Source organism: Actinomadura oligospora ATCC 43269, assembly GCF_000518265.1.
Taxonomy (GTDB): domain Bacteria; phylum Actinomycetota; class Actinomycetes; order Streptosporangiales; family Streptosporangiaceae; genus Spirillospora; species Spirillospora oligospora.
This window is the reverse complement of record NZ_JADG01000008.1, coordinates 132,206-150,721: the sequence shown is the minus strand read 5'-3', so window position 1 is coordinate 150,721 and position 18,516 is coordinate 132,206. Positions and strand designations below refer to the sequence as shown.

Below are 18,516 nucleotides of genomic sequence, written 5' to 3'. Positions count from 1 at the left end.
TCGCCCCGGTCCGGGCGGGAACTCCTTAGGATGATGCCGCCCAACTTGAACAACAGCGGTCGCCGGGGAGCAACCAGGCCATGGGGAGACCCGAACGCCCCCTGGACCCGCACGCGGGTCCCGTCGAACGGCTGGCGTGGGAGCTGCGCGGGCTGCGCGACCGCGCGGGCCGCCCCAGCTACCGGGAGTTGGCCGCGCGGGCCCACTTCTCCCGCAGCACCCTGGCGGAGGCGGCCACCGGGCTGCGCCTGCCGACCCTGGAGGCCACTTTGGCCTACGCCACCGCCTGCGGGGGCGACGCCGCCGGGTGGGAGGCCCGGTGGCGGGCGGCGGCCAAGGAGCTGGAACGGTCGCGCCGCCGCTGCCCCTATCCGGGGCTCGCGCCGCTGGAGGCCGCCGACGCCGACCTGTTCTTCGGCCGCGGCGACCTGGTGGAGCAGGTGCGCGCGGCGGTGGCGCGCGGGCGGTTGACGGCGGTGTTCGGGGCGTCGGGCAGTGGAAAGTCGTCGCTGCTGCGGGCGGGACTGGCACCGACGCTGACCGCCGAGGGAGTCCCCGTCGCGGTGCTGATGCCGGGCGCGCACCCCTGCGCCCCGCTGGACGAGGCGGTCGAGAGCCTGGGTGGGGACGGCGTGCTGGTCGTGGACCAGTTCGAGGAGGCGTTCACGCTCTGCGCCGACGCCGGTGAACGGGTGGCGTTCCTGGACGCGGTGGCCGCGCTCGCCGACGGCGGAGGGCCCCGCGTGGTGCTCGGGGTGCGCGGCGACTTCTACGGGCACTGCTCCCGGCACGCGGGCCTGGTGGCGGCGTTGCGGGCGGGCGCCCAGCTCCCGATCGGGCCGCTGACGGCGCGGGAGCTGCGCGCCGTCATCGTGGAGCCCGCCGCCCGCGTGGGGCTGGAGGTCGAGCCCGCGCTGGTGGAGGCGGTGCTGGCCGAGGCGGCGGGCGAGCCGGGCACGCTGCCGCTGGTGGCGCACGCCCTGCGGGAGTCCTGGCGGCGGCAGCCCGGCCAGGTGCTGCGGCTGGCCGACTACCGCACAGCGGGCGGGGTCCGGGAGGCCGTGGCGCGCACCGCCGAGGAGCTGTACGAGGACCTGGACCCTCCCCAGCGGGACCTGCTGCGCGCGGTGTTCCTGCGGCTGACCGCGCTCGGCGAGGGCACCGAGGACACCCGCCGCCGGGTGGACCGCGACGAGCTGGCGGGCCTGGCCGACCCCGGCGAGATCGACGCGCTGCTGGACCGGCTGGCCGCCGCCCGGCTGGTGGTGGTCGACCGCGGCACCGCCGAGCCCGCCCACGAGGCGCTGATCGACGCCTGGCCCCGGCTGCGGGGGTGGCTGGCCGACGACCGCGCCGCGCTGCTGCGGCACCGGCGGCTCACCACCGCCGCCGACGACTGGCACGACCACGGCCGGGACGCCGAGTTCCTGCTGCGCGGCGGGCGGCTGGCCGAGTGGGACGAAACCGACCCCGGACCGCTCAACGAGCGCGAACGCGCGTTCCTGGCCACCGGCCGGGCCCGCCGCGACGCCGAGCATGTGGCCGAGCGCCGCCGTGCGCGCCGCCGCTTCGGCGGGCTGAGCTTGGTCGCCACCGTGGTCGCCGTGCTGGCGGTCGTCGCGCTGGTCCAGGCCGATCGCAACGCCGACGCCCGCGACCGCGCCCGGTCCCGCCAGCTCGCCGCCGAGGCCCGCCGCCAGTTCACCCTGGACCCCGCCCTGGCGTTGTCGCTGGCGGCCGAGTCGCACCGGGTGGCGCCGACCGTCGAGGCGGACACGGTGCTGCGGCAGGCCCTGGCCGACGCCCGGCACCGGCCCGCCCCCGCCACGGGCCTGACCATCGTGACCGGGATGGCGGCCGCCCCCGACCGGACGCGGATCGCGGTGTGGGGTCCGGGGCGCGGCGGGGGGACGTCCGTGCGGACGTGGCGGTGGGAGGACGGCCGGCTGGTCCAGGACGGGCCCGGGCTGGAGATCCCCGCAGTGGTGAGCGACGCGGCGTTCGGTGCGGATGGCCGGACGCTGGCGGTGGGCGGTGGCAAGGGGGCCGTCGAGGTGTGGGACGCCTCCGGCGGTCGCGGGCGGATCCGGACGCTGTGGGACGAGGGCGGGTCGCCGGTCCAGACCGCGGTCGCGTTCGCGGGCGGCCGGGTGGCGGCGGCGCGCGGCAAGGAGGTGCGCGTGTGGGACCTGGACGAGCCGGACCGCGCGTTCGTCCGGCTCGGTGCGGCCCGTGACGTGGACGCGGTGGCGTTGAGCCCCGACGGGCGGCAGCTGGTGTGCGGCGGCTTCGGGATGGCCCAGCGGATGTTCACACTGACGCGGACCGGCGCCGAGACCCTGCGGACCGCTCTCGACAGCCGTCCGAGGGACCTGGCGTTCAGCCCGGACGGCGTGTGGATGGTCTCCACCCAAGGCCGGCAGGCGCGCCTGTGGCGGACGGACCGGGAGGCCGGACGCGGGGACTGGCAGGCCGAGGCCACCTGGCGGATGGGGGCCGAGACGTTCCGGGGCGCGGTGTTCAGCGCCGACGGCGGCCGCGTCGCGACCTTCGCCGACGACCGCGCGGTCCGTGTCTGGGACACCGGCAGCACGCTGGACCCGCTGACGCTGCGCATCCCATCGGGGGTCCTGCAAGCGGTCGCGTTCGCCCCCGACGGCCGCGGCCTGGCGGGCGTCACGGGCCAGGGCGCGCTGCACGTCTGGGACGTCACGGCGGGCACGGGCGAACGGTCGGCCCGGCTGGAGGGCCACGACGGGATGGCCGACCGTTCCCTCAGCGCCGACGGCGGGCGGGTCCTGGCCACCTCCGTCAAGGGCGACCGGTTCGCGGTCTGGGACGCCGGTCGGGGCGGGCGACCGCTGGCCGACCACCGCGTCCCCCCGGGCCAGGCCGACTACGCCGTGCTGAGCCCCGACGGCCGCCGCGCCGCCACGGGCGGGTTCTTCGGCGCCCCGGTCCGGCTGTGGGACCTGGCGGGCGGCCCGCCGTACGTGCTGGCGGAGAGCGGCTCGCGGACGACGGCGCTGGCCTTCGGCGGCGACGGCCGGACGCTGGCGGTCAGCAGCGGCGGCGCGGCCGACGTGCGCGTATGGCGGGTGCCACCGCACGGGCCTCCCACGGAGATGACCGGATGGCGGCGCGGCCGGGAGGGAGGCCGCGCCGACGGCGGACTGGCCGTCAGCGCCGACGGCCGGCGGCTGGCCAGCGCCCGCGACGACGGCTCGGTGTGGTTCTGGGACCTGTCCGGCCGGGTCCGGCCCCGCGTCCTGCGCGGCGGCCGGTCCAGCGTGACCGAGCTCGCCCTCAGCCGCGACGGGCGGTGGCTGGCCGGGGCCTGCACCGACGGGACCGTGCTGCTGTGGGACACCGCCGCCGACGGCGCGGCGGCCGCCGTCATGCGCGGCACCGGTGGCGAGATCCTCCAGGGCCGGTCGCTGGCGTTCACCGCCGACGGGTCCTGGCTGGCGGCCACCGAGCCGTCCGGCGGCCTGCGCGTGTGGCGGGTCGGCGAGGGGCCCGCCGAGCCGCTGACGTTCGGCGGGCTCGGCGGACCGGTCGGCCCGCTGGCGTTCCACGGCACCCGGCTGGTCGCGGCGTTCACCGGGCAGGTGGGCTCCGACGGGGCGGCCCGGTGGCGCTGGCCGTCCCGCGTGCGCACCTGGGAGTGCGAGGTCTGCGGCCCCGCCGACCGTCTGCCCGCCCTGGTCCGGAGTCACGCACCCCGCCCGTTCACCCCCGACGAGCGCCGCCTCTACCTGCGCCCCTAGCTAGGCGCCCCAAACACTGAACGCGGATTCATGAGTTGGCTCCAGTTGTGCCGAACCACTGAGCCGCCGTGCCAGCTCTAGAGGGCGACTTCGAGCACGGCGGCGATGACAGCGGCAGGCCAGGGCGTCTGTCAGCCGACTGAGGGGTACCGTCCACAGGAACACAACGACTCCGACGTGCGGAGCCGCGGCGTCAGAACGATTCGTAGACACTGCTTGCCCTGGATGCTCAGAACGAGCGACATGGTCATGGCCCCCAGCAAGTCGGCGGCGGCCCTGAGTATCTCCGGGGTGCTTGGTCAGTGGGGGGCGACGATCTTGACTGGGGTGTTGTAGGCGTTCCAGCCGTCTTCGGCTTTGAGGGTCGCGGATGCGGAGCGGCCGGTGAAGAGGAGCTTGGAGAGGCGGCCTCGTGAGTCGGTGTAGAGGTCGATCGTCAGGGTCTTGATGCCGCTGCCGTCGAGCATGTGCTGGGCGTAGTGGAGGTCCCAGGACGCGTAGGGGGCGAGCTTGGCCATCGAGCCCTTGATGCGCAGGTGGTGGGCGCTGACGCGCTTCCATCCGTGGGCGCGCAGGAAGACCGACTTCACGTAGGCGGGGTCGGCGTGCTGCCTCCAGATGCGGACGGTGTCGGCGTCGAGGCGGGTCTTCTTCCAGGCGCCGGAGTAGTTGTCGTAGTCGATGCCGTCCACGAGGACGTCCCTGCCGGACAGCGTGCCGTTCTTGACGCCCTTGATGCCCCGGGCCTCGCGCTTGCCCCAGCCGGCCTGGGCGAACTTCGGTGCGAGGCGGATGTCGGCTCCGCTGCTGAGCCGGTAGTAGGAGCCCTTCGGGCCCTTGTAGGCGAGGTGGGACCAGTTGTGGACGGTCTTGGTGACCGGGGGTTTGGCCGTGGTGGCCTGTGCCGTACCGGGGACGGTGACGGTCAGGGTGACGGCGATGATCGCGGTGAGGGAGGACGCGGTCGTCATTCGGGGACGGTTCATCGAATTCCTTTGCATGGGGGGATCGTGGTCGATGATCGCTTAGGGCGATCACCGACCACAACGGTGACGCTGGCCGGAGCAGGCCGTCCGACGCGGGCTGGGGGCGCGGCGTGGGTGGTTGTGTGGGGAGCCTGGCGGTGCCGGGATCAGTGGCGCCAGCGGGTTGTGGCGGTTATTTGTTCGGGGGTGGCGTCGTCCAGGAGGGCGATCTCGCCTCGGCGGACGACTGAGACGGTGTCGATGACGGCGTCGCCCAGGGCCTGGCGGAGAACGGGGTCGGCTTCGAATGCCTCGACGGACTCGCTCAGGGTCGTCGGCAGGGGGGTGATGCCGGCGTGATCGCGCTCCTGGGTGGGGAGGGCGGCGGGGTCGGTGGTCACCGGGGCGGGGAGGGTGGCGCGGGTGTCGAGTCCGGCTCGTCCGGCGGCCAGGAGGGCGGCGAGGGCGAGGTAGGGGTTGGCGGACGGGTCGAAGCACTTCACCTCGAGGTTGGCGGCCCGGTGCTGTTCGCCGTGGGCGCCGGTGATGAAGCGGAGGGCGGCCTCGCGGTTCTCCGGGCCCCAGCAGGCGTAGGCGCCGGCGCGTCCGGACGGGACGAGGCGCAGGTAGCTGGCCATGGACGGGGCGCCGATCGCGAGGAGCGCGGGGAGGTGTCGCAGGATTCCGGCGGCGAACGCCTCGCCGGACGGGGTCATGCCGGACGGGCCGTCCCCTCCGGCCATGGCGTTGGTGTCGGTGTCGCGGCGCCAGAGGCTGAGGTGGACGTGGCCGCCGTTGCCGAGGGACGCGAGTTCGGTCTTGGGTGAGAAGGACGCGACCAGGCCGTGGCGCAAAGAAGTCGCGCGGACGGTCTCGCGGACGAGGACGGCGGTGTCGGCGGCGCCCAGTGGGTCCTCGGCGGCGACGGTGAGTTCGTACTGGCCTGGGGCGTATTCGGGGTGGATCTGCTCGACCGCGACACCGGAGCCTTCGAGGGCGAGGAGGACGTCGCGGAGGTAGTCGGAGAGTTCGCTGACGCGGGTCATTCCGTAGGCGGGGCCGTTGCAGGCGGGGGTGAAGTCGTCCCCCCAGCCCTTCTTGGAGACGGCCCATTCCATTTCGAAGGCGGCGCGGGCCGACCAGCCCTGGGAGGAGAGGCGGGCCATCTCGCGGCGGAGCAGGGAGCGGGAGTCGAGGGGGTGGACGGCGCCGTCCTGGGCGTAGCGGTCCGCGGGGGCGAGGGCCCAGCCGGGGAGGGCGGCCAGGGGGACGAGGCGGTCCAGGTCGGGGTGGAGGCGGAGGTCTCCGACGGGCGCGCCGCCCGCGTAGCGTCCGGTGACGACCGAGTCGTCGAGGAGGAAGGCGTCCAGGCCGGGCGGGACGCCGACGCCCCAGGTCGCGGCGTGTTCGAGGCGGGCCAGCGGGACGGCCTTGACGCGGGCGATGCCGCTGGTGTCGACCCAGACCAGGATCACGGCGATGACGTCCTGGTCGGCCAGCCGGGTGGCCGCGGCGGCGGCGCGCGCGCCTTGCAGAGTGCGATCGTCGAGGTCCATGGCAGTCCTCCCTGACCACCTTATGTAGCTAATCGTTACGATATGTATCCGAGGCGTGGGCCGTCTAAGCGTCGGGCACTCGGCGGGGTGACTTGATCACCTGACGTGAGTGTCGGTCGATGGGCTCGTGTCCGCGGGTGGTGGGGTGCAGAATTCGGTCGGTTCCGCCCGGCCGTTTCGGGCCCGGGCTCTGGTCGGAGAGGGGTGTGGAGTGGCACGACGTCCTCTCGGGCGGCTGGAGGCCGAGGTTCTGGCCGTCCTGGCCGCCGCGGGCGCCTACATCAGCACCGTGGACCTGTGCGAGCGCATGATCGGCGCGCCGACGCGGTCGACGGTGAACACGATCCTGAACCGGCTGCTCGACAAGGGGATGGTGCAGCGCGTCCGGGTCGGGCGTCAGTACGAGTACCGGCTCGCGGTGGACGAGGCGGACGTCGTCGCCGGGCGCATGCACGAGCATCTGCGGCTGGCCAGTGACCAGCAGTACGTTCTGAGCCGGTTCGTCGAGACGTTGAGCGGGGAGCAGGCGCGGATGCTCCGGGTCGTCCTGGACGATCTGCCGCCGTCGTTGTCGGGCAAGGGCGGGGAGCATCCGTGAACCTGTTCACTTTCCTGCCGGTCGCGGTGACGCTGCCGCCCGCGATCCTGCTCGGGTGGGCGCGCGTGCCACTGCATCCGGTCTGGACGGCGCGGATCCTGGCGACGGTCGCGGCGAGCGCGACGACGTCGGTCGTCGGGACGGCCCTGTTCGTCGCGGTGAACTACGGGGCCACACTGGCTCCGGACGCCGCCGACCGGCTGCCCGAGTGGATGTTGTTCGGGGACGACTCGCCGGTTCCGTCGATGTTCGGTGTCTTGGCCGTGGCTGTGTTCGTGTTCGCGTGCGTTGTGGTGGGACGGGTCGTCCGGCGGAGTGTTTCGGGGACGCGGGAGGCGCGGCGGCTGAGCCGGGGAGTGCTCGAGTGCGACGAGCCGGTGGCGATGGCCGTCCCGGGGTGGCGTGACGGCGGGGTGCTGGTGTCGCGGGGGCTGCTCCGGAGGCTGAGCGGGCCCGAGCTGGCGATCGTCTTCCGCCACGAGGAGACCCATCTGCGGCACGCTCATCACCGGTATCTGCTGGTCGGGGCGTTGAGCAGGGCGGTCCTGCCGTTCCTTCGGCCGCTGGATCGGCGGTTGCGGCTGGCGGTAGAGCGCTGGGCGGACGAGGAGACGGCGGACGCGGTGGGCGATCGTGTTCTGGTCGCGCGGACGATCGCGAAGGTCGCCCTGGCGAGCACGACGAGTGCTGCGGGTGCGGCGGGCACGGCGGGTGCGGCGGCGCGGGATGCCGGGTGGGGGCGTGGGGTCGGGCGCGATCTTCCGGGGTTCGCGGAGTCGCAGACGGTCGAGCGGGTTCGGGCGCTGCTGGCCGCGCCGCCGGCGCGGAATCCGGTGACCGGTCCGATGGCGCTGCTGGGCAGCAGCCTGACGACCGGGCCGTTCGCCGCCGCCGCGTTCCAGCTGGACCAGGCGTTCGGGCTGCCCTTCATCTGACCGACACGAACTGGACCGATCGGATCGGCTTGATCATCTTCGGATGATCTACGACACTTGTCGCAGATAACTCGATCCGGGGAGTTCCCTCCATGACGTGTTTCTTCGACGCGGCGCACGGTCCGGGCGTCCAGGCCATCCTGTGGACGCCGCAGTGGGGCGCGGCGCGCAACGTGACCGCCTGTCCCGCGTGCGCGCAGCGCTGGGCCGTGCACCAGCAGCAGATGGCGTCCGGCCAGCCCGGATACGCCGCGGGCCAGCCGGGATATCCCGCGCCGCAGCAGGGATACCCGGCCGCGGGACATCCGCAGCCCGGCTACCCGGCGCCCGGCTATGCACAGCCTGTGTACGACGACCACCACCACTACGACCACCATGACCAGCACGAACGGCGTCGCGGTCCCGGTTGGGGCGGCGTCGCGGCTGCCGGCGCGGCGGGCCTGGTCGGCGGCGCGCTCATCAACGAGATGCTGGACGACGACGAGCCGCAGCAGGTGATCCAGGAGGTCACGAACATCGAGTACGAGGTAACCAACATCGAGTACAACGACTTCTCCGACGGCGGGGACGGCGGCGAAGACGGCGACAACGGCTGGTGACCAGCGCCGCGCGCGAGCGCCTGCGGTGATCGGCCGCAGGCGGTCGGCGTCGGAGTGAGGCGGGAGGCAACGGCCGCCTTGCGACCTCGGGGCACCGACGCGTCCTGACCGATGGGGGACGAGGCGCAGGGGCGCCCCGTCCCCCATCGCTGCCGTTCGTCGGGGTCACCGACCGCGCCCGCCGAGGACGTCTGCGCCACGGCGGGTCTGGTCTGTTGCGGAACCTCAGGTGTCCGCCGTTCCTGACGCGTCCTCAGATCTGGGGATCTGACCCTTCATTTGACTACTCTTAGTCATCAGATCATGACTGTTTGCATATGGTCGAGTGCATGAGTGATCTGCGCACGCGCAAGTACCAGCAGTGGTTCCAGGGCGCCGACATGGACGGGGACGGGGTCCTCAGCCGCGAGGACATGGTCCGGATCGCCGAACGGGCCGTGGAGGCGAAGGGGATCCCGCCGAACTCGCCGCACGCCCGGCAGCTCAACGAGTCGATGGACCGGTTCTGGACGGAGATCATCGCTCCGTACGACGTGGACGGCGACGAGGCGGTGGACGTCGCCGAGATGACCGAGGGGTTCCACGCCGCGCTCACCGACCGGTCCCGGTACGCCGAGCAGATCAAGTGGGTCGCCGACCTCATCTTCGACCTCGGCGACACCGACCGCGACGGCGTGATCTCGCTGGACGAGTTCAGCCAGGTCTTCGGGGCGGGGATGCGGGTCCCGGACACCGACTGCGCCCACGTCTTCGGCCTGCTCGACGCGGACGGGTCGGGCACGTTGGGACGTCCGGAGTACCACGACGCCGTCGTCGAGTTCTTCTACGGCGACGACCCCAACGCCCCCGCCAACCACCTCTTCGGCCGCATCTGACCACAGGGCCAGGAAGCCCCGACGGCAGGGTGTGCCGCCGGGGCCGTCTCCCTAGGACGCGTTCGGTTCGGGTTCGAGGACGAACCAGACGTTCAGGCGTCCGTCGGGGAGTTTGCGGCATCCCCAGGTGTCGGTCAGGGCCCGGATGATGACGAGGCCTCGGCCGGTCTCGCCGTCCGGGTCGTCCACGAGGTGCGGGAGCGTGTCGCCGCCCGCGTCCACGACCTCGACGCGGACGCGATGGTCATCGGCGTACGCGCTGACCTCGACAGTGTCGCCGTCGCCGTACCGGACGGCGTTGGTGAAGACCTCCGACACCAGCAACTCACAGTCCTCGTGGGCGGGATGGTTCGGCCCGAGCGCCTCGGACACCCACGCGCGGGCCCGGCTCGCCTGGTCGGGTTCGGACGCGAACTCCTTGGTTCCGAGGCACGGCAGGCCGCCGCGCGTGTCCACGCGCTCAGGCGGCATCCCGGCCTCCGTCCGAGAGGTGCAGCCGCCCGGCGATCCGTCCGATGAGGCCAGGCCGGGCGTCCTCCTGCATGCAGCCGCACCCGCAGAACCCGCCGCCGGACGACCTCAGACCCGGGACGCCCGCGACCAGCGGCAACGCCGCCCCGTCAACGCCCGCCCCCGCGAACGACGACGCGGGCCGTCCGACTGCGGCGTCCGCGAACGACGACGCAACCCGGCCGAGTGCTGCGTCCGCGACCGGCGTCGACATCGCCCTGTCGATCGCGGGTCTTGCGACCGGCGGCGACGTCGTCCGGTGGATGGCGGCTTCGAGCTCCCAGGGCGTGCACGCCTCCAGAAGCCGGTCCCCGACCACGGCCCACCAGTGGCCCGTGCTCCTGCCGTACCACGCGACGACCTGCGGATACCGCGCGGCGATCCGTCCGACGGCCGCATGCACGGAGTCGTCCTGAACCTCGCCGCGTGGGACGGTCGCCGCCTGGAAAGTGACCGGTCCGCGTATGCTCATCCTCGCCTCCCGAGTGGGGGTGAAGCCGTGTGGCCGGGCGGGCCTGGACTCCTGCACCCGGCCACACGGCGGCTCTTTTTCTCCTGGTCATGAAGCCGAGACAGCCAAGGTGCGGATCTGGCTTCACGCTTCTTCCGGACACGTGTGGCGCGCGTCACTAAACTCAGAGTGTGCCTGTCAGACTGCGCTCTGTAAACCTTCTTCGTTGCACTAGTGCGAATTGGCCCGTGCAATCTGGCTGACGAAGACCGCCACAAGGGAGTGAAACGTGTCGACTCGGACAAGCCCCACGGTTCGTCGCCGCCGCTTGGCGGGCGAACTGAGCAAACTCAGGAAGGCGACGGGCCACACGCGCGAGGAGGTGGCCGAGCATGTGGGGGTCGCGCCATCCACGATCACTCGGTTCGAGAACGCGACGGCGTCCGCGCCCGCGATGGTCGTGGCCGCGATGCTCGACCTCTACGGCGTCGACGGTGCCGAGAAGGACATGTGGGTCATGGTCGCCAAGCAGGCGCGGCGGCGGGGTTGGTGGTCCCGTTTCGGCGCGGTCATCCCCGACTGGTTCAAGTTCTACATCGGGCTGGAAGAAGAGGCGTCCGCGATCAGCTCCTACCAGCCCGAGGCGATCTTCGGCCTGCTCCAAACCGAGCGCTACATGCGCGGTCTGACGGCCGAGGAGATCGGTTCACCGTCCGACGAGGAACTCGACCGGCGGGTCAGACTTCGGCTGAAGCGGCAGGAGCGACTCACCCGTCCGGACGCGCCCAAGCTCTGGATCATCCTCAGTGAAGCCGCCATCCGGCGTGAGGTCGGCGGCCCAGACGTCATGTCCGAGCAACTGCGCCACCTTGCTGAGATGGCGTCGCCAACCGGCTCGGTCATCGTCCAGGTGCTGACGTTCACTGCGGGCGCGCATCCAGCGATGGACGGCCCGTTCACCATCCTGGGCTTTCCCGAATCCCAGGATCCCGACGTTGTGTACGTCCAATCCCGTACGGGCGGCCTCTATCTTGAGGAACCCACACATGTCGAGGAGTACACCGACATCTTCAACCACCTGCGTGCGCGCGCCCTGAGCCCCGAAGAGTCGCGTGAGATGATCGTATGGATTGCGGACGAGATGTCCGCGCGGTCGGCGTGAGGAACGGAAGGTTCGATGCCATGACCAGCGACAACCCCCGTCTCGTCTGGCGTAAGAGCAGCCGTAGCACTCAGCAGGGCGAGTGTGTTGAGCTCGCCCGCACCACAACGTCGGTCCGTGTCCGCGACTCCAAGGACGCTGACGGTCCTGCGCTGGTCTTCTCGCCTGTGGAGGCGCGGGCGTTGGCCGTCCGGATCAAGGGTGGCGAGTTCGGGCTGTAGGGCGGGCGGCCCTAGGTGCGGCGTCTGTGGGACATCCAGGAGATGTCTTGGCCCAGGTTGCCTGCTGAGCCTCGTTCCCAGGCTTTGATGTCGCGGCGGTTGTTGCGGAAGGCCACCAGGAGTCTCTCGGTGTCGCGCACGCGGTGTCCCAGGCGGCGGCTGCGTCTGTCGTACAACACGCCGAACAGGAGCAGTCCGGCGTAACTCGCGACGAAAGCCAGCAACAGGCCCATGTGGCCATCATCGTCCCGCCGGAAGCGTGCCGCCAGTCTTCATGTGGGTTGTGGTGATGAGACCGCTGGGTGCTCCCGGCGTGAGATCTCAGTGTGGGGTCAGGTCGTGGGGGAGGACGACCGTGTGGCGGCTGATGCCGCCGGGGACGAGGAGGAAGACCCTGGACTCGAGGCGTTCCATGTCGCCGCCGCGGCCGAAGACCATGCCCGCGGCGAAGTCGACGAACTGGCGGGCGACGTCGGGCGGGAGGTCGTTCAGGTCCATCACCACGGGCACACGCTTGTTGCGGAAGAAGTGCCCGACATGCAGGGCCTCGTTGTAGTCGCGGGGCCGCAGCGTCTTGACCATCACCCCGCCAGTCTCCCCGAGCCCCGCGACACGTCAAGCCGCGATCAGGAGAAGCTCGCGTGGTAGGTGGCGGCGATGTCGAGGTCGCCGTGGCCCTGCTCGATGGCGCGGCGGAACCGCGCGCGGGCGGCCTCGGCCATGTCGAGACGGACGTTGGCGGACGCGGCGGCCTCGGTGATGAGGCGCATGTCCTTCTCGCCGTTCCGGACGGTGAAGCTCGGCGTGTAGTCGCCGGTCAGGACGGCCTGGAGCTTGGCCTGGAGGTAGGGGCTGTCGAGCGGGCCGCCGGTGACGATCTCGCCGAACAGGGCCGGGTCGAGGCCGAGCGCCTTGGTGAGCGCGAGGGACTCGGCGGCGATCGAGGTCAGCGTGATGCCGTAGGCGACGGCGGCGAGCTTCAGCCGCGTGCCCGCGCCGGACGCGCCGTCCTCGTCCAGCCAGACGGTCTTGCTGCCGACGGCGTCGAACAGGGGCGCGAGGGCGGCGCGGGCCTGCTCGGGACCGGCGGCGAGGATGACGAGTTCGCCCTGCTCTGCGGGCTGGCGGGTGCCCTGGACGGGGGCGTCCACGAAGGTCAGGCCGTGCTCGGCGGCGAACGCGGCGAGCGGACCGACCGAGTCCGCGCCGACGGTGCTCATCTGGGCCCAGATCTGGCCGGGGCGCAGGGCGGGGGCGGCGGCCCTCATCGCGGCGAGGGCGGCGTCGCCCTCGGTCAGCATCGTGATGATCACGTCGGCGTCCCGGACGGCCTCGGCGGGCGTGTCCACGACGGTCGCGCCGTGCCCGGCGAGCGGCTCGGCCTTGGCGCGGGTGCGGTTCCAGACGGTCAGGTCGATGCCGGCGCGGGTGAGGTTCGGGGCCATCGCGGCGCCCATGATCCCGGTGCCGAGGAGGGCTGCGGTCGTCATCGGTACGACTCCATTCTTGACTGTTCGTTACACAAAAAGGGCATGCCAAAACGCGGCGGGTCAGAGGACGGCCAAGGCGGTGTCGACGACGGAGGTGAGGCGGCGGCGGTCGGCGCCCGCCTTGCCCTGGACGCGCAGTCCCTGGATCGTCGTGACGAAGAAGTCGGCGATCGCGGTGACGTCGGCGTCCGGGCGCAGGTCGCCGCGTTCGCGGGCGCGCCGCAGGACCAGGGCGATGGCCTCGGCGTTGCCGTCCAGGGAGAAGCCGACGACGCGCGCCGCGGCGCGGTCGCGCGGCAGGCGCTCTACCGCGCTGTTGGTGATGAGGCAGCCCCGCCGGTCTGGGTCGTCCACGGTGTCGTCGACCAGGTGGAGCAGCAGGTCGCGCAGGACGACGCGGACCGGTTCGTCCCGGTCCAGGCGTGCGGCCATGGCCGCGCCGGAGCGCTGCGCGTACTGCTTCAGCGCGGCCTCGTACAGGCCGTCCTTGCTGCCGAACGCGGCGTAGAGCGACCCGCGGCCGAGGCCGGTGGCGGCGACGAGGTCCTGGATCGACGTGGCCTCGTAGCCGAGGCGCCAGAAGACCTCCACGGCGCTCTCGACCACGGCCTCGGTGTCGAACTCCCTGCTGCGTCCCATGGCCGGGACGCTAGCCGATTCTGGAATGAATGGTCAAGTTAGGCGGAGGCGGGACGGAGCGGGTTGTCGTGGGCGCGCTTCTCGTAGTCGACGGCCAGGTCCTCGGGCATGCGCTCGAAGTCGGTGGCGCGGACGAAGTCGCGCAGGGTGGTCCCGGTGCAGGCGGCGTCGACGTTCGGCGCGCCGCGGTGGGCGCGGACGTCGTCCAGGTGGACGGTGCGGAAGTCGATGCTGAAGCGCGTCCGGCCGGAGGTGTTCGGGACGGTCGAGTGGAACTGCGCGCCGGAGAAGATCAGCAGGCCGCCCGCCTCGGGGACGATCCGGATCTGCGGGTCGAGCTCGACCGGCTCCTCGGGTTTCGGCTGGTCGCGGGTGTCGGTGCCGATGTGGCTCGCGGCGGACTGGCGGCTCGTCCGGTTCCATTCGGCGTAGTCGTAGCGCGCGCTGCCGTTCCTGACCGGCCGGTCGAAGTAGCGGGGATGGAAGGCCATCGCGTTCTCGGGGACGATGCCGAAGACCGGAATCCACCAGTTGACCTGGTTGAACGGCGCGGAGTACCAGCAGTCCCGGTGCGGGTGGAAGGCGTAGGAGATGCCGGTCGTGAGGTAGTCGTCGGACGTCGAGGTGCGCAGCCGGGGCACGTCGAAGTAGGTCCGGGACGGGTCGCAGCCCATCTCCTCGAGCAGCGCGGGCAGCAGGACCCGGCAGCGCGGGTGGTGGATGAACCGGGGTTTGAGGTCGGCGAGCAGGGCGGCGAACGCGCCGACCTCCATCTCGTGCTGCGCCGTCTCCGGATCGCGGTCGCCGAACGCCTCGGCGACCAGCTCGCGGGCGAACCCGACCAGCGCCCGCGACGCCGGAGTGGCCGAGTGGACGAACAGCTCGCCCTGGAAGATCAGCCCCCGCCGGGTGTCGTCGTCCAGCGCGGCGTTGGAGAATACAGAAGTCACCGCAATACGCCCCCTTGCCCCCGTTCACCATCGTTCCGGACGAATAGTGACTCAGGTCCCGACGATTTTCTGCTCTGCGGCCGGGAAATGACCAGATCAGGTCAGTAGCGGCCTGAGCTGCGCGAACGGGCCTGGTGGCAGGCGGCGTGCGGGGGCGTTAGGTCCCGACCGGCAGGGGTTTTCCGGACGGCCTCGATTGACCATTCGTAATCGGTTTCGCCATTTCCGTAACCGAAATCGGCCGCCGGGACGTCAGGTGTGTTCGGAGATGAGCGTGGCGCGGGTTCCGGGCTCCAGGGCCTGGAAGGTGTGCGGGAGGTCGCCCGGGTAGGCGATGTAGTCGCCGGGGGCGAGCTCGACGGGCTCGTCCAGGAGGCCGACGAGGGCGCGGCCGGTGCTGATCACGACGTGTTCGACGACGCCGGGCATGTGCGGGTCGGACGTGCGGGGCGCGCCGGGCTCGGCGGTGATCTGGTAGATGTCCCGGCGCGCGCCGGGCGGGCAGGACGCGAGGACGGTCGCCTGGTAGTCGGCGCGGTCGGCGGCCAGCGTCGGCCCCTCGCCCGCCCGGATCACCGTGACCCGGGGGACGGGCTGCGCGACGAGCTGCGCGAACGGGACGTCCAGCGCGACGGCGAGCGCCCACAGCGTCTCCACGCTGGGATTGCCCGCGCCCGACTCGAGCTGGGACAGCGTCGACTTGGCGACCCCGGCGCGGCGCGCGACCTCGGTCAGCGACAGGCCGGCGCGGGCGCGTTCGCGGCGCAGCGCTGCGGCGATGAACTCCATCGGCGGACGGGCGGGCGGCTCGCTCATGGGCGTTCATCTTAGAGAACAAGGTTCGATTTGACGAACACGCGCGAATCGTTCATTTTGGACTACGTGCGTTCGATATGGAGAACAGTCGACCGGGACATCGCGCTGGTGTGCCTGGCCGTGGGCGTCACCTCGGTGTCCTACGGCGCGATCGCGGTCGCGTCCGGGCTGCCGTTCTGGTTCCCGGTGGTGATGGGGACGCTCGTCCTCGCCGGATCGTCGGAGTTCCTGTTCGTCGGGATCGTCGGCGCGGGCGGCTCGCCGATCGCGGCGGTGCTCGCCGGGCTGCTGGTCAACTCGCGGCACCTGCCGTACGGGCTGGCCCTGCCGGACGTCCTCGGGGGCGGCTGGCGGCGCTGGCTCGGCGTCCACCTGATGAACGACGAGTCGGTCGTGTTCGCGCTCACCCGCAAGGACGCGGCGCGCTCCTACTGGACGTGCGGTTTCGGAATCCTGCTGTGCTGGCCGCTCGGGGCGCTGCTCGGCGCGGGCCTCGGCTCGGCGGTCAGCGATCCGAACACGTTCGGGCTGGACGCGATGTTCCCGGCGGTGATCCTCGCGCTGATCCTGCCGTCGCTGCGGGACACGCGGGCCCGCCGTCCGGCGCTGCTCGGCGCCGTCATCGCAGTCGCGTGCGTCCCGGTCCTCCCCGTCGGACTCCCCCTCCTGGCCAGCCTCGCAGCACTCGCCGCGCTTCCCCTGCTCAACCGCGGTTTGCGGACGGAAGCGCCCACGGCCGAGCAGGGACCAACGGGCGTGGTCGAGCAAGAACCGCAGGGATCAGCGGGCGTGGCTGAGCAGGAGCGGCAGGGGCCAGCGGGCGTGGTCGAGCGCGAGGGGCGTGGTCGGGCTGGTGCGGGCATGGGTGAGCGGGGGCAAGCATGATCGTCGTTGCGATGCTCGCGCTCGCTGCCGGGACGTACCTGATCCGCCTGGCCGGGCCGCTGCTGCGGACGCGGATCACGTTCCCGCCCGGAGCCGAGAAGCTGCTCGACGCGTCCGCCGTCGTGCTGCTGACCGCGCTGGTCGCGGTGACCGCGCTGACCGAGGGCGACGGGGCCGCGGACGCCGCGCGTCCCGCCGGGGTGCTGGTCGGAGGCGTCCTGGCCTGGCGCAAGGCCCCGTTCATGGCGACCGTCCTGGCCGCCGCGGCGACGACGGCCGTGCTGCGCCTGCTGTGAGGGGACAAGAGGGAGTGGCACGGGTTTGTCGGGTGCCGCATTGCCGCAGGTCGGGCGGACGGCCAAGGATCGTCCCATGAGGCGTTTCGCGAGTGTGGACGAGTTCACCGCCGCCAAGGGCGAGCATCTGGGATACAGCCCGTGGCGGACGGTGGAGCAGAAGCAGATCGACCTGTTCGCCGAGGCGACCGACGACCGGCAGTGGATCCACGTGGACCCCGAGCGGGCGGCGAAGGAGGGCCCGTTCGGCTCGACGATCGCCCACGGCTTCCTCACGTTGTCGCTGGTCAGCGCGCTCGTTCCGGAGATCTTCCAGATCGAGGGGCTGTCCATGGCCGTCAACGTCGGGCTGAACCGGGTGCGCTTCCCGGCGCCGGTGCGGGTGGACTCGAGGATCCGCGGCGGCGCGGAACTGGTCGACATCAAGAACTCCCCGGCCGGGAGGCTCGCGACGATCAAGGTGACCGTCGAGGTCGAGGGCGAGCGGCGCGCCGCCTGCGTCGCCGAGACACTCTCCCTCTTCGTCCCCTAGGGGGTGTCTCAAAGTTGGCGCCCGTGGCGAGCGGCGTCCGGGTGCGTGCATCGTGGGGGCGGAGGAGGGAGTCGGCCCGGGTTTGGCCGTCGACCGACGACAACCCCGCGAGGTGCGTGCCTGGGCGTCGCGCAGTAGGGCAGGTGGCTTTGAGCCACGCCCTAGCCCAGGCTGCACGGGTAGTGGCCGGTCAGCGGTGCGCTAGCGTCCCGGGGGTGACCGAACCGAAGGAGCGGATCGAGCCCCCGCACACCGCGGACGAGCGCGCCACGCTGGCCGGGTTCCTCGACTGGCAGCGCGCCACGCTCGCGTTGAAGTGCGAGGGGCTGGACGCTGGTCAGTTGCGGCGCAAGGAACTCGCGCCCTCCGGGCTCTCGCTGCTCGGGCTCGTCCGGCACATGGCCGAGGTCGAACGCAGCTGGTTCCGGCACGTGGTCTGCGGCGAGGAAAACGGCGGTTACTGGCCGCGGGTGAACGGCGAGATGGCCGACTTTCTCGTCGATGACGCCGACCCGGACGAGGCGTTCGCGGTGTGGCGCGCCGAGTGCGAGAACTCGCGCGCCATCGTCGCCGCCCACGACCTGGACGAGCGCGCCGAGTGGAAGGGCGACACGTACGCGCTGCGCTGGATCGTCACGCACATGATCGAGGAGTACGCGCGGCACAACGGGCACGCCGACCTGCTGCGCGAACGCATCGACGGCGTCACCGGCGAATAGCGCCCGGCCGCCCGGGCTTTGGTGCTTGCAGGGTCAGTGGGTCGCGGGGACGGGGACGTCGTCGATTCCCGCGCGCAGGGCCTCGGCGTGGCCGTTGTGGCGGGCGTACTCCTCGATCATGTGGCAGAGGATCCAGCGCAGCGAGACCTCGCCGCGCCGGGGGTGGCGGCCCGTCGCGTCCAGGCCGGGCGCGGTGGCCACGAGCTCGCGGGAGCGCGCGCACTCCTCGTACCAGGCGTCGTAGGCGGCCTCGGCCGGGCCGTCGAAGCCGAAGTCGTCGCCCGGGAACCGGGACCAACGCAGAGGCACGTCCTCACCTGCGAAGACGCGGCGGAACCAGGCGCGTTCGACCTCGGCCATGTGACCGACGAGACCGGCGAGCGTGAGCGTCGACGGGTCCACGGAGGCCGTCGCCATCTGCGTGTCGCTCAGGCCCGCGCACATCATCGCGAGCGCGTCGCGCTGGCCTTCGAGGACGGCGGCGAGCATGGTCCGCTCGTCCTGCCCCGCACCGGTTCGATCCACTCGTCCAGCCTAGTCGCGGGGT

General features: G+C 72.1%; 22 protein-coding genes. 11 read left to right on the top strand and 11 right to left on the bottom strand.

The window, feature by feature from the left end; all coding sequences use genetic code 11:
- Nucleotides 1–80: 80 nt before the first annotated feature.
- Nucleotides 81–3,770 carry an nSTAND1 domain-containing NTPase gene (locus P696_RS45030; protein WP_051467427.1) on the top strand — a complete coding sequence of 1,230 codons (3,690 nt, stop codon included), beginning with the start codon at nt 81–83 and terminating at the stop codon, nt 3,768–3,770.
- Between the two features lie 299 nt (nt 3,771–4,069).
- On the opposite strand, the gene P696_RS0112520 is transcribed toward P696_RS45030, so the two are convergent.
- Together P696_RS0112520 and P696_RS0112515 are read right to left on the bottom strand one after the other, a co-directional pair.
- On the bottom strand, nt 4,070–4,756 hold the full coding sequence (locus P696_RS0112520) for a hypothetical protein (RefSeq protein ID WP_157429653.1): 687 nt from the start codon (nt 4,754–4,756) through the stop codon (nt 4,070–4,072).
- 146 nt (nt 4,757–4,902) lie between these two features.
- Nucleotides 4,903–6,291 carry a type I glutamate--ammonia ligase gene (locus tag P696_RS0112515; protein ID WP_026412610.1) on the bottom strand — a complete coding sequence of 463 codons (1,389 nt, stop codon included), beginning with the start codon at nt 6,289–6,291 and terminating at the stop codon, nt 4,903–4,905.
- A gap of 211 nt (nt 6,292–6,502) precedes the next feature.
- On the opposite strand from P696_RS0112515, the gene P696_RS0112510 reads away from it, so the two are divergent.
- From P696_RS0112510 to P696_RS0112495, 4 genes are all read left to right on the top strand, one after another.
- Nucleotides 6,503–6,889, top strand: coding sequence for a BlaI/MecI/CopY family transcriptional regulator (locus tag P696_RS0112510; RefSeq protein ID WP_026412609.1), 387 nt, complete (start codon nt 6,503–6,505; stop codon nt 6,887–6,889).
- Entirely contained in the window at nt 6,886–7,824 is a 939-nt protein-coding gene (locus P696_RS0112505) for a M56 family metallopeptidase (protein ID WP_026412608.1), read from the top strand. Before P696_RS0112510 ends, P696_RS0112505 begins: the two co-directional genes overlap by 4 nt.
- Nucleotides 7,825–7,916: 92 nt before the next feature.
- The gene (locus P696_RS0112500) at nt 7,917–8,423 is read left to right on the top strand and encodes a hypothetical protein (protein ID WP_026412607.1); all 507 of its coding nucleotides are present in this window, start codon (nt 7,917–7,919) and stop codon (nt 8,421–8,423) included.
- 329 nt (nt 8,424–8,752) lie between these two features.
- Nucleotides 8,753–9,298, top strand: coding sequence for an EF-hand domain-containing protein (locus P696_RS0112495; RefSeq protein ID WP_026412606.1), 546 nt, complete (start codon nt 8,753–8,755; stop codon nt 9,296–9,298).
- A 51-nt stretch (nt 9,299–9,349) separates the two neighbouring features.
- Here P696_RS0112495 and P696_RS45025 read toward each other — a convergent pair whose 3' ends face one another.
- Together P696_RS45025 and P696_RS55810 are read right to left on the bottom strand one after the other, a co-directional pair.
- Nucleotides 9,350–9,769, bottom strand: a complete 420-nt coding sequence (locus P696_RS45025; RefSeq protein ID WP_051467426.1) for an ATP-binding protein — start codon at nt 9,767–9,769, stop codon at nt 9,350–9,352.
- Entirely contained in the window at nt 9,759–10,280 is a 522-nt protein-coding gene (locus P696_RS55810) for a hypothetical protein (protein ID WP_157429652.1), read from the bottom strand. Before P696_RS55810 ends, P696_RS45025 begins: the two co-directional genes overlap by 11 nt.
- Before the next feature lie 307 nt (nt 10,281–10,587).
- Here P696_RS55810 and P696_RS0112480 point away from each other — a divergent pair, with 307 nt between their 5' ends.
- A complete protein-coding gene (locus P696_RS0112480) occupies nt 10,588–11,421 on the top strand; it encodes a helix-turn-helix domain-containing protein (protein WP_245627632.1) in 834 nt (277 codons plus the stop codon).
- Between the two features lie 20 nt (nt 11,422–11,441).
- Nucleotides 11,442–11,642: a DUF397 domain-containing protein gene (locus P696_RS0112475; protein ID WP_026412604.1), complete on the top strand. Its 201-nt coding sequence runs from the start codon at nt 11,442–11,444 to the stop codon at nt 11,640–11,642.
- 11 nt (nt 11,643–11,653) lie between these two features.
- On the opposite strand, the gene P696_RS0112470 is transcribed toward P696_RS0112475, so the two are convergent.
- The 6 genes from P696_RS0112470 to P696_RS0112445 all read right to left on the bottom strand — a co-directional run bounded on the left by P696_RS0112470 (nt 11,654) and on the right by P696_RS0112445 (nt 15,537).
- Nucleotides 11,654–11,875: a hypothetical protein gene (locus P696_RS0112470; protein ID WP_026412603.1), complete on the bottom strand. Its 222-nt coding sequence runs from the start codon at nt 11,873–11,875 to the stop codon at nt 11,654–11,656.
- 88 nt (nt 11,876–11,963) lie between these two features.
- Nucleotides 11,964–12,224 carry a cell division protein SepF gene (locus P696_RS45015; protein WP_051467424.1) on the bottom strand — a complete coding sequence of 87 codons (261 nt, stop codon included), beginning with the start codon at nt 12,222–12,224 and terminating at the stop codon, nt 11,964–11,966.
- Nucleotides 12,225–12,268: 44 nt separating this feature from the next.
- Nucleotides 12,269–13,132 carry an NAD(P)-dependent oxidoreductase gene (locus tag P696_RS0112460; RefSeq protein WP_026412602.1) on the bottom strand — a complete coding sequence of 288 codons (864 nt, stop codon included), beginning with the start codon at nt 13,130–13,132 and terminating at the stop codon, nt 12,269–12,271.
- 60 nt (nt 13,133–13,192) lie between these two features.
- Complete coding sequence (locus tag P696_RS0112455; RefSeq protein WP_026412601.1) at nt 13,193–13,771, bottom strand: TetR/AcrR family transcriptional regulator; 579 nt, start codon at nt 13,769–13,771, stop codon at nt 13,193–13,195.
- A gap of 38 nt (nt 13,772–13,809) precedes the next feature.
- Nucleotides 13,810–14,721, bottom strand: coding sequence for a 2OG-Fe(II) oxygenase family protein (locus tag P696_RS0112450; protein WP_026412600.1), 912 nt, complete (start codon nt 14,719–14,721; stop codon nt 13,810–13,812).
- Nucleotides 14,722–14,973: 252 nt separating this feature from the next.
- A complete protein-coding gene (locus tag P696_RS0112445; protein WP_026412599.1) occupies nt 14,974–15,537 on the bottom strand; it encodes a helix-turn-helix domain-containing protein in 564 nt (187 codons plus the stop codon).
- Nucleotides 15,538–15,603: 66 nt separating this feature from the next.
- Between P696_RS0112445 and P696_RS45010 the strand changes: the two genes are divergently transcribed.
- The 4 genes from P696_RS45010 to P696_RS0112425 all read left to right on the top strand — a co-directional run bounded on the left by P696_RS45010 (nt 15,604) and on the right by P696_RS0112425 (nt 17,969).
- Entirely contained in the window at nt 15,604–16,422 is an 819-nt protein-coding gene (locus P696_RS45010) for an AzlC family ABC transporter permease (RefSeq protein ID WP_084337449.1), read from the top strand.
- The gene (locus tag P696_RS0112435) at nt 16,419–16,718 is read left to right on the top strand and encodes an AzlD domain-containing protein (RefSeq protein WP_026412598.1); all 300 of its coding nucleotides are present in this window, start codon (nt 16,419–16,421) and stop codon (nt 16,716–16,718) included. The genes P696_RS45010 and P696_RS0112435 overlap by 4 nt, the downstream gene beginning before the upstream one ends.
- 76 nt (nt 16,719–16,794) lie before the next feature.
- Nucleotides 16,795–17,250, top strand: coding sequence for a MaoC family dehydratase (locus tag P696_RS0112430; protein WP_026412597.1), 456 nt, complete (start codon nt 16,795–16,797; stop codon nt 17,248–17,250).
- A gap of 215 nt (nt 17,251–17,465) precedes the next feature.
- Nucleotides 17,466–17,969 (top strand): DinB family protein, encoded by a 504-nt coding sequence (locus P696_RS0112425; RefSeq protein WP_034484547.1) that lies wholly within the window; start codon nt 17,466–17,468, stop codon nt 17,967–17,969.
- Nucleotides 17,970–18,002: 33 nt separating this feature from the next.
- Here the strand turns inward: P696_RS0112425 and P696_RS0112420 are convergent, their stop codons facing one another.
- Nucleotides 18,003–18,494: a DinB family protein gene (locus tag P696_RS0112420; protein WP_026412595.1), complete on the bottom strand. Its 492-nt coding sequence runs from the start codon at nt 18,492–18,494 to the stop codon at nt 18,003–18,005.
- Between the last annotated feature and the right edge of the window lie 22 nt (nt 18,495–18,516).

Bases quoted from the DNA above. Each gene is read 5' to 3' on its own strand.
- P696_RS0112460 (WP_026412602.1), bottom strand. From the start codon at position 13,132: ATGACGACCGCAGCCCTCCTCGGCACCGGGATCATGGGCGCCGCGATG.
- P696_RS0112470 (WP_026412603.1), bottom strand. From the start codon at position 11,875: ATGGGCCTGTTGCTGGCTTTCGTCGCGAGTTACGCCGGACTGCTCCTG.
- P696_RS0112520 (WP_157429653.1), bottom strand. From the start codon at position 4,756: ATGAACCGTCCCCGAATGACGACCGCGTCCTCCCTCACCGCGATCATC.
- P696_RS0112435 (WP_026412598.1), top strand. From the start codon at position 16,419: ATGATCGTCGTTGCGATGCTCGCGCTCGCTGCCGGGACGTACCTGATC.
- P696_RS0112515 (WP_026412610.1), bottom strand. From the start codon at position 6,291: ATGGACCTCGACGATCGCACTCTGCAAGGCGCGCGCGCCGCCGCCGCG.
- P696_RS55810 (WP_157429652.1), bottom strand. From the start codon at position 10,280: ATGAGCATACGCGGACCGGTCACTTTCCAGGCGGCGACCGTCCCACGC.
- P696_RS0112455 (WP_026412601.1), bottom strand. From the start codon at position 13,771: ATGGGACGCAGCAGGGAGTTCGACACCGAGGCCGTGGTCGAGAGCGCC.
- P696_RS0112500 (WP_026412607.1), top strand. From the start codon at position 7,917: ATGACGTGTTTCTTCGACGCGGCGCACGGTCCGGGCGTCCAGGCCATC.
- P696_RS45030 (WP_051467427.1), top strand. From the start codon at position 81: ATGGGGAGACCCGAACGCCCCCTGGACCCGCACGCGGGTCCCGTCGAA.
- P696_RS45025 (WP_051467426.1), bottom strand. From the start codon at position 9,769: ATGCCGCCTGAGCGCGTGGACACGCGCGGCGGCCTGCCGTGCCTCGGA.
- P696_RS0112430 (WP_026412597.1), top strand. From the start codon at position 16,795: ATGAGGCGTTTCGCGAGTGTGGACGAGTTCACCGCCGCCAAGGGCGAG.
- P696_RS0112445 (WP_026412599.1), bottom strand. From the start codon at position 15,537: ATGAGCGAGCCGCCCGCCCGTCCGCCGATGGAGTTCATCGCCGCAGCG.
- P696_RS0112495 (WP_026412606.1), top strand. From the start codon at position 8,753: ATGAGTGATCTGCGCACGCGCAAGTACCAGCAGTGGTTCCAGGGCGCC.
- P696_RS45015 (WP_051467424.1), bottom strand. From the start codon at position 12,224: ATGGTCAAGACGCTGCGGCCCCGCGACTACAACGAGGCCCTGCATGTC.
- P696_RS0112475 (WP_026412604.1), top strand. From the start codon at position 11,442: ATGACCAGCGACAACCCCCGTCTCGTCTGGCGTAAGAGCAGCCGTAGC.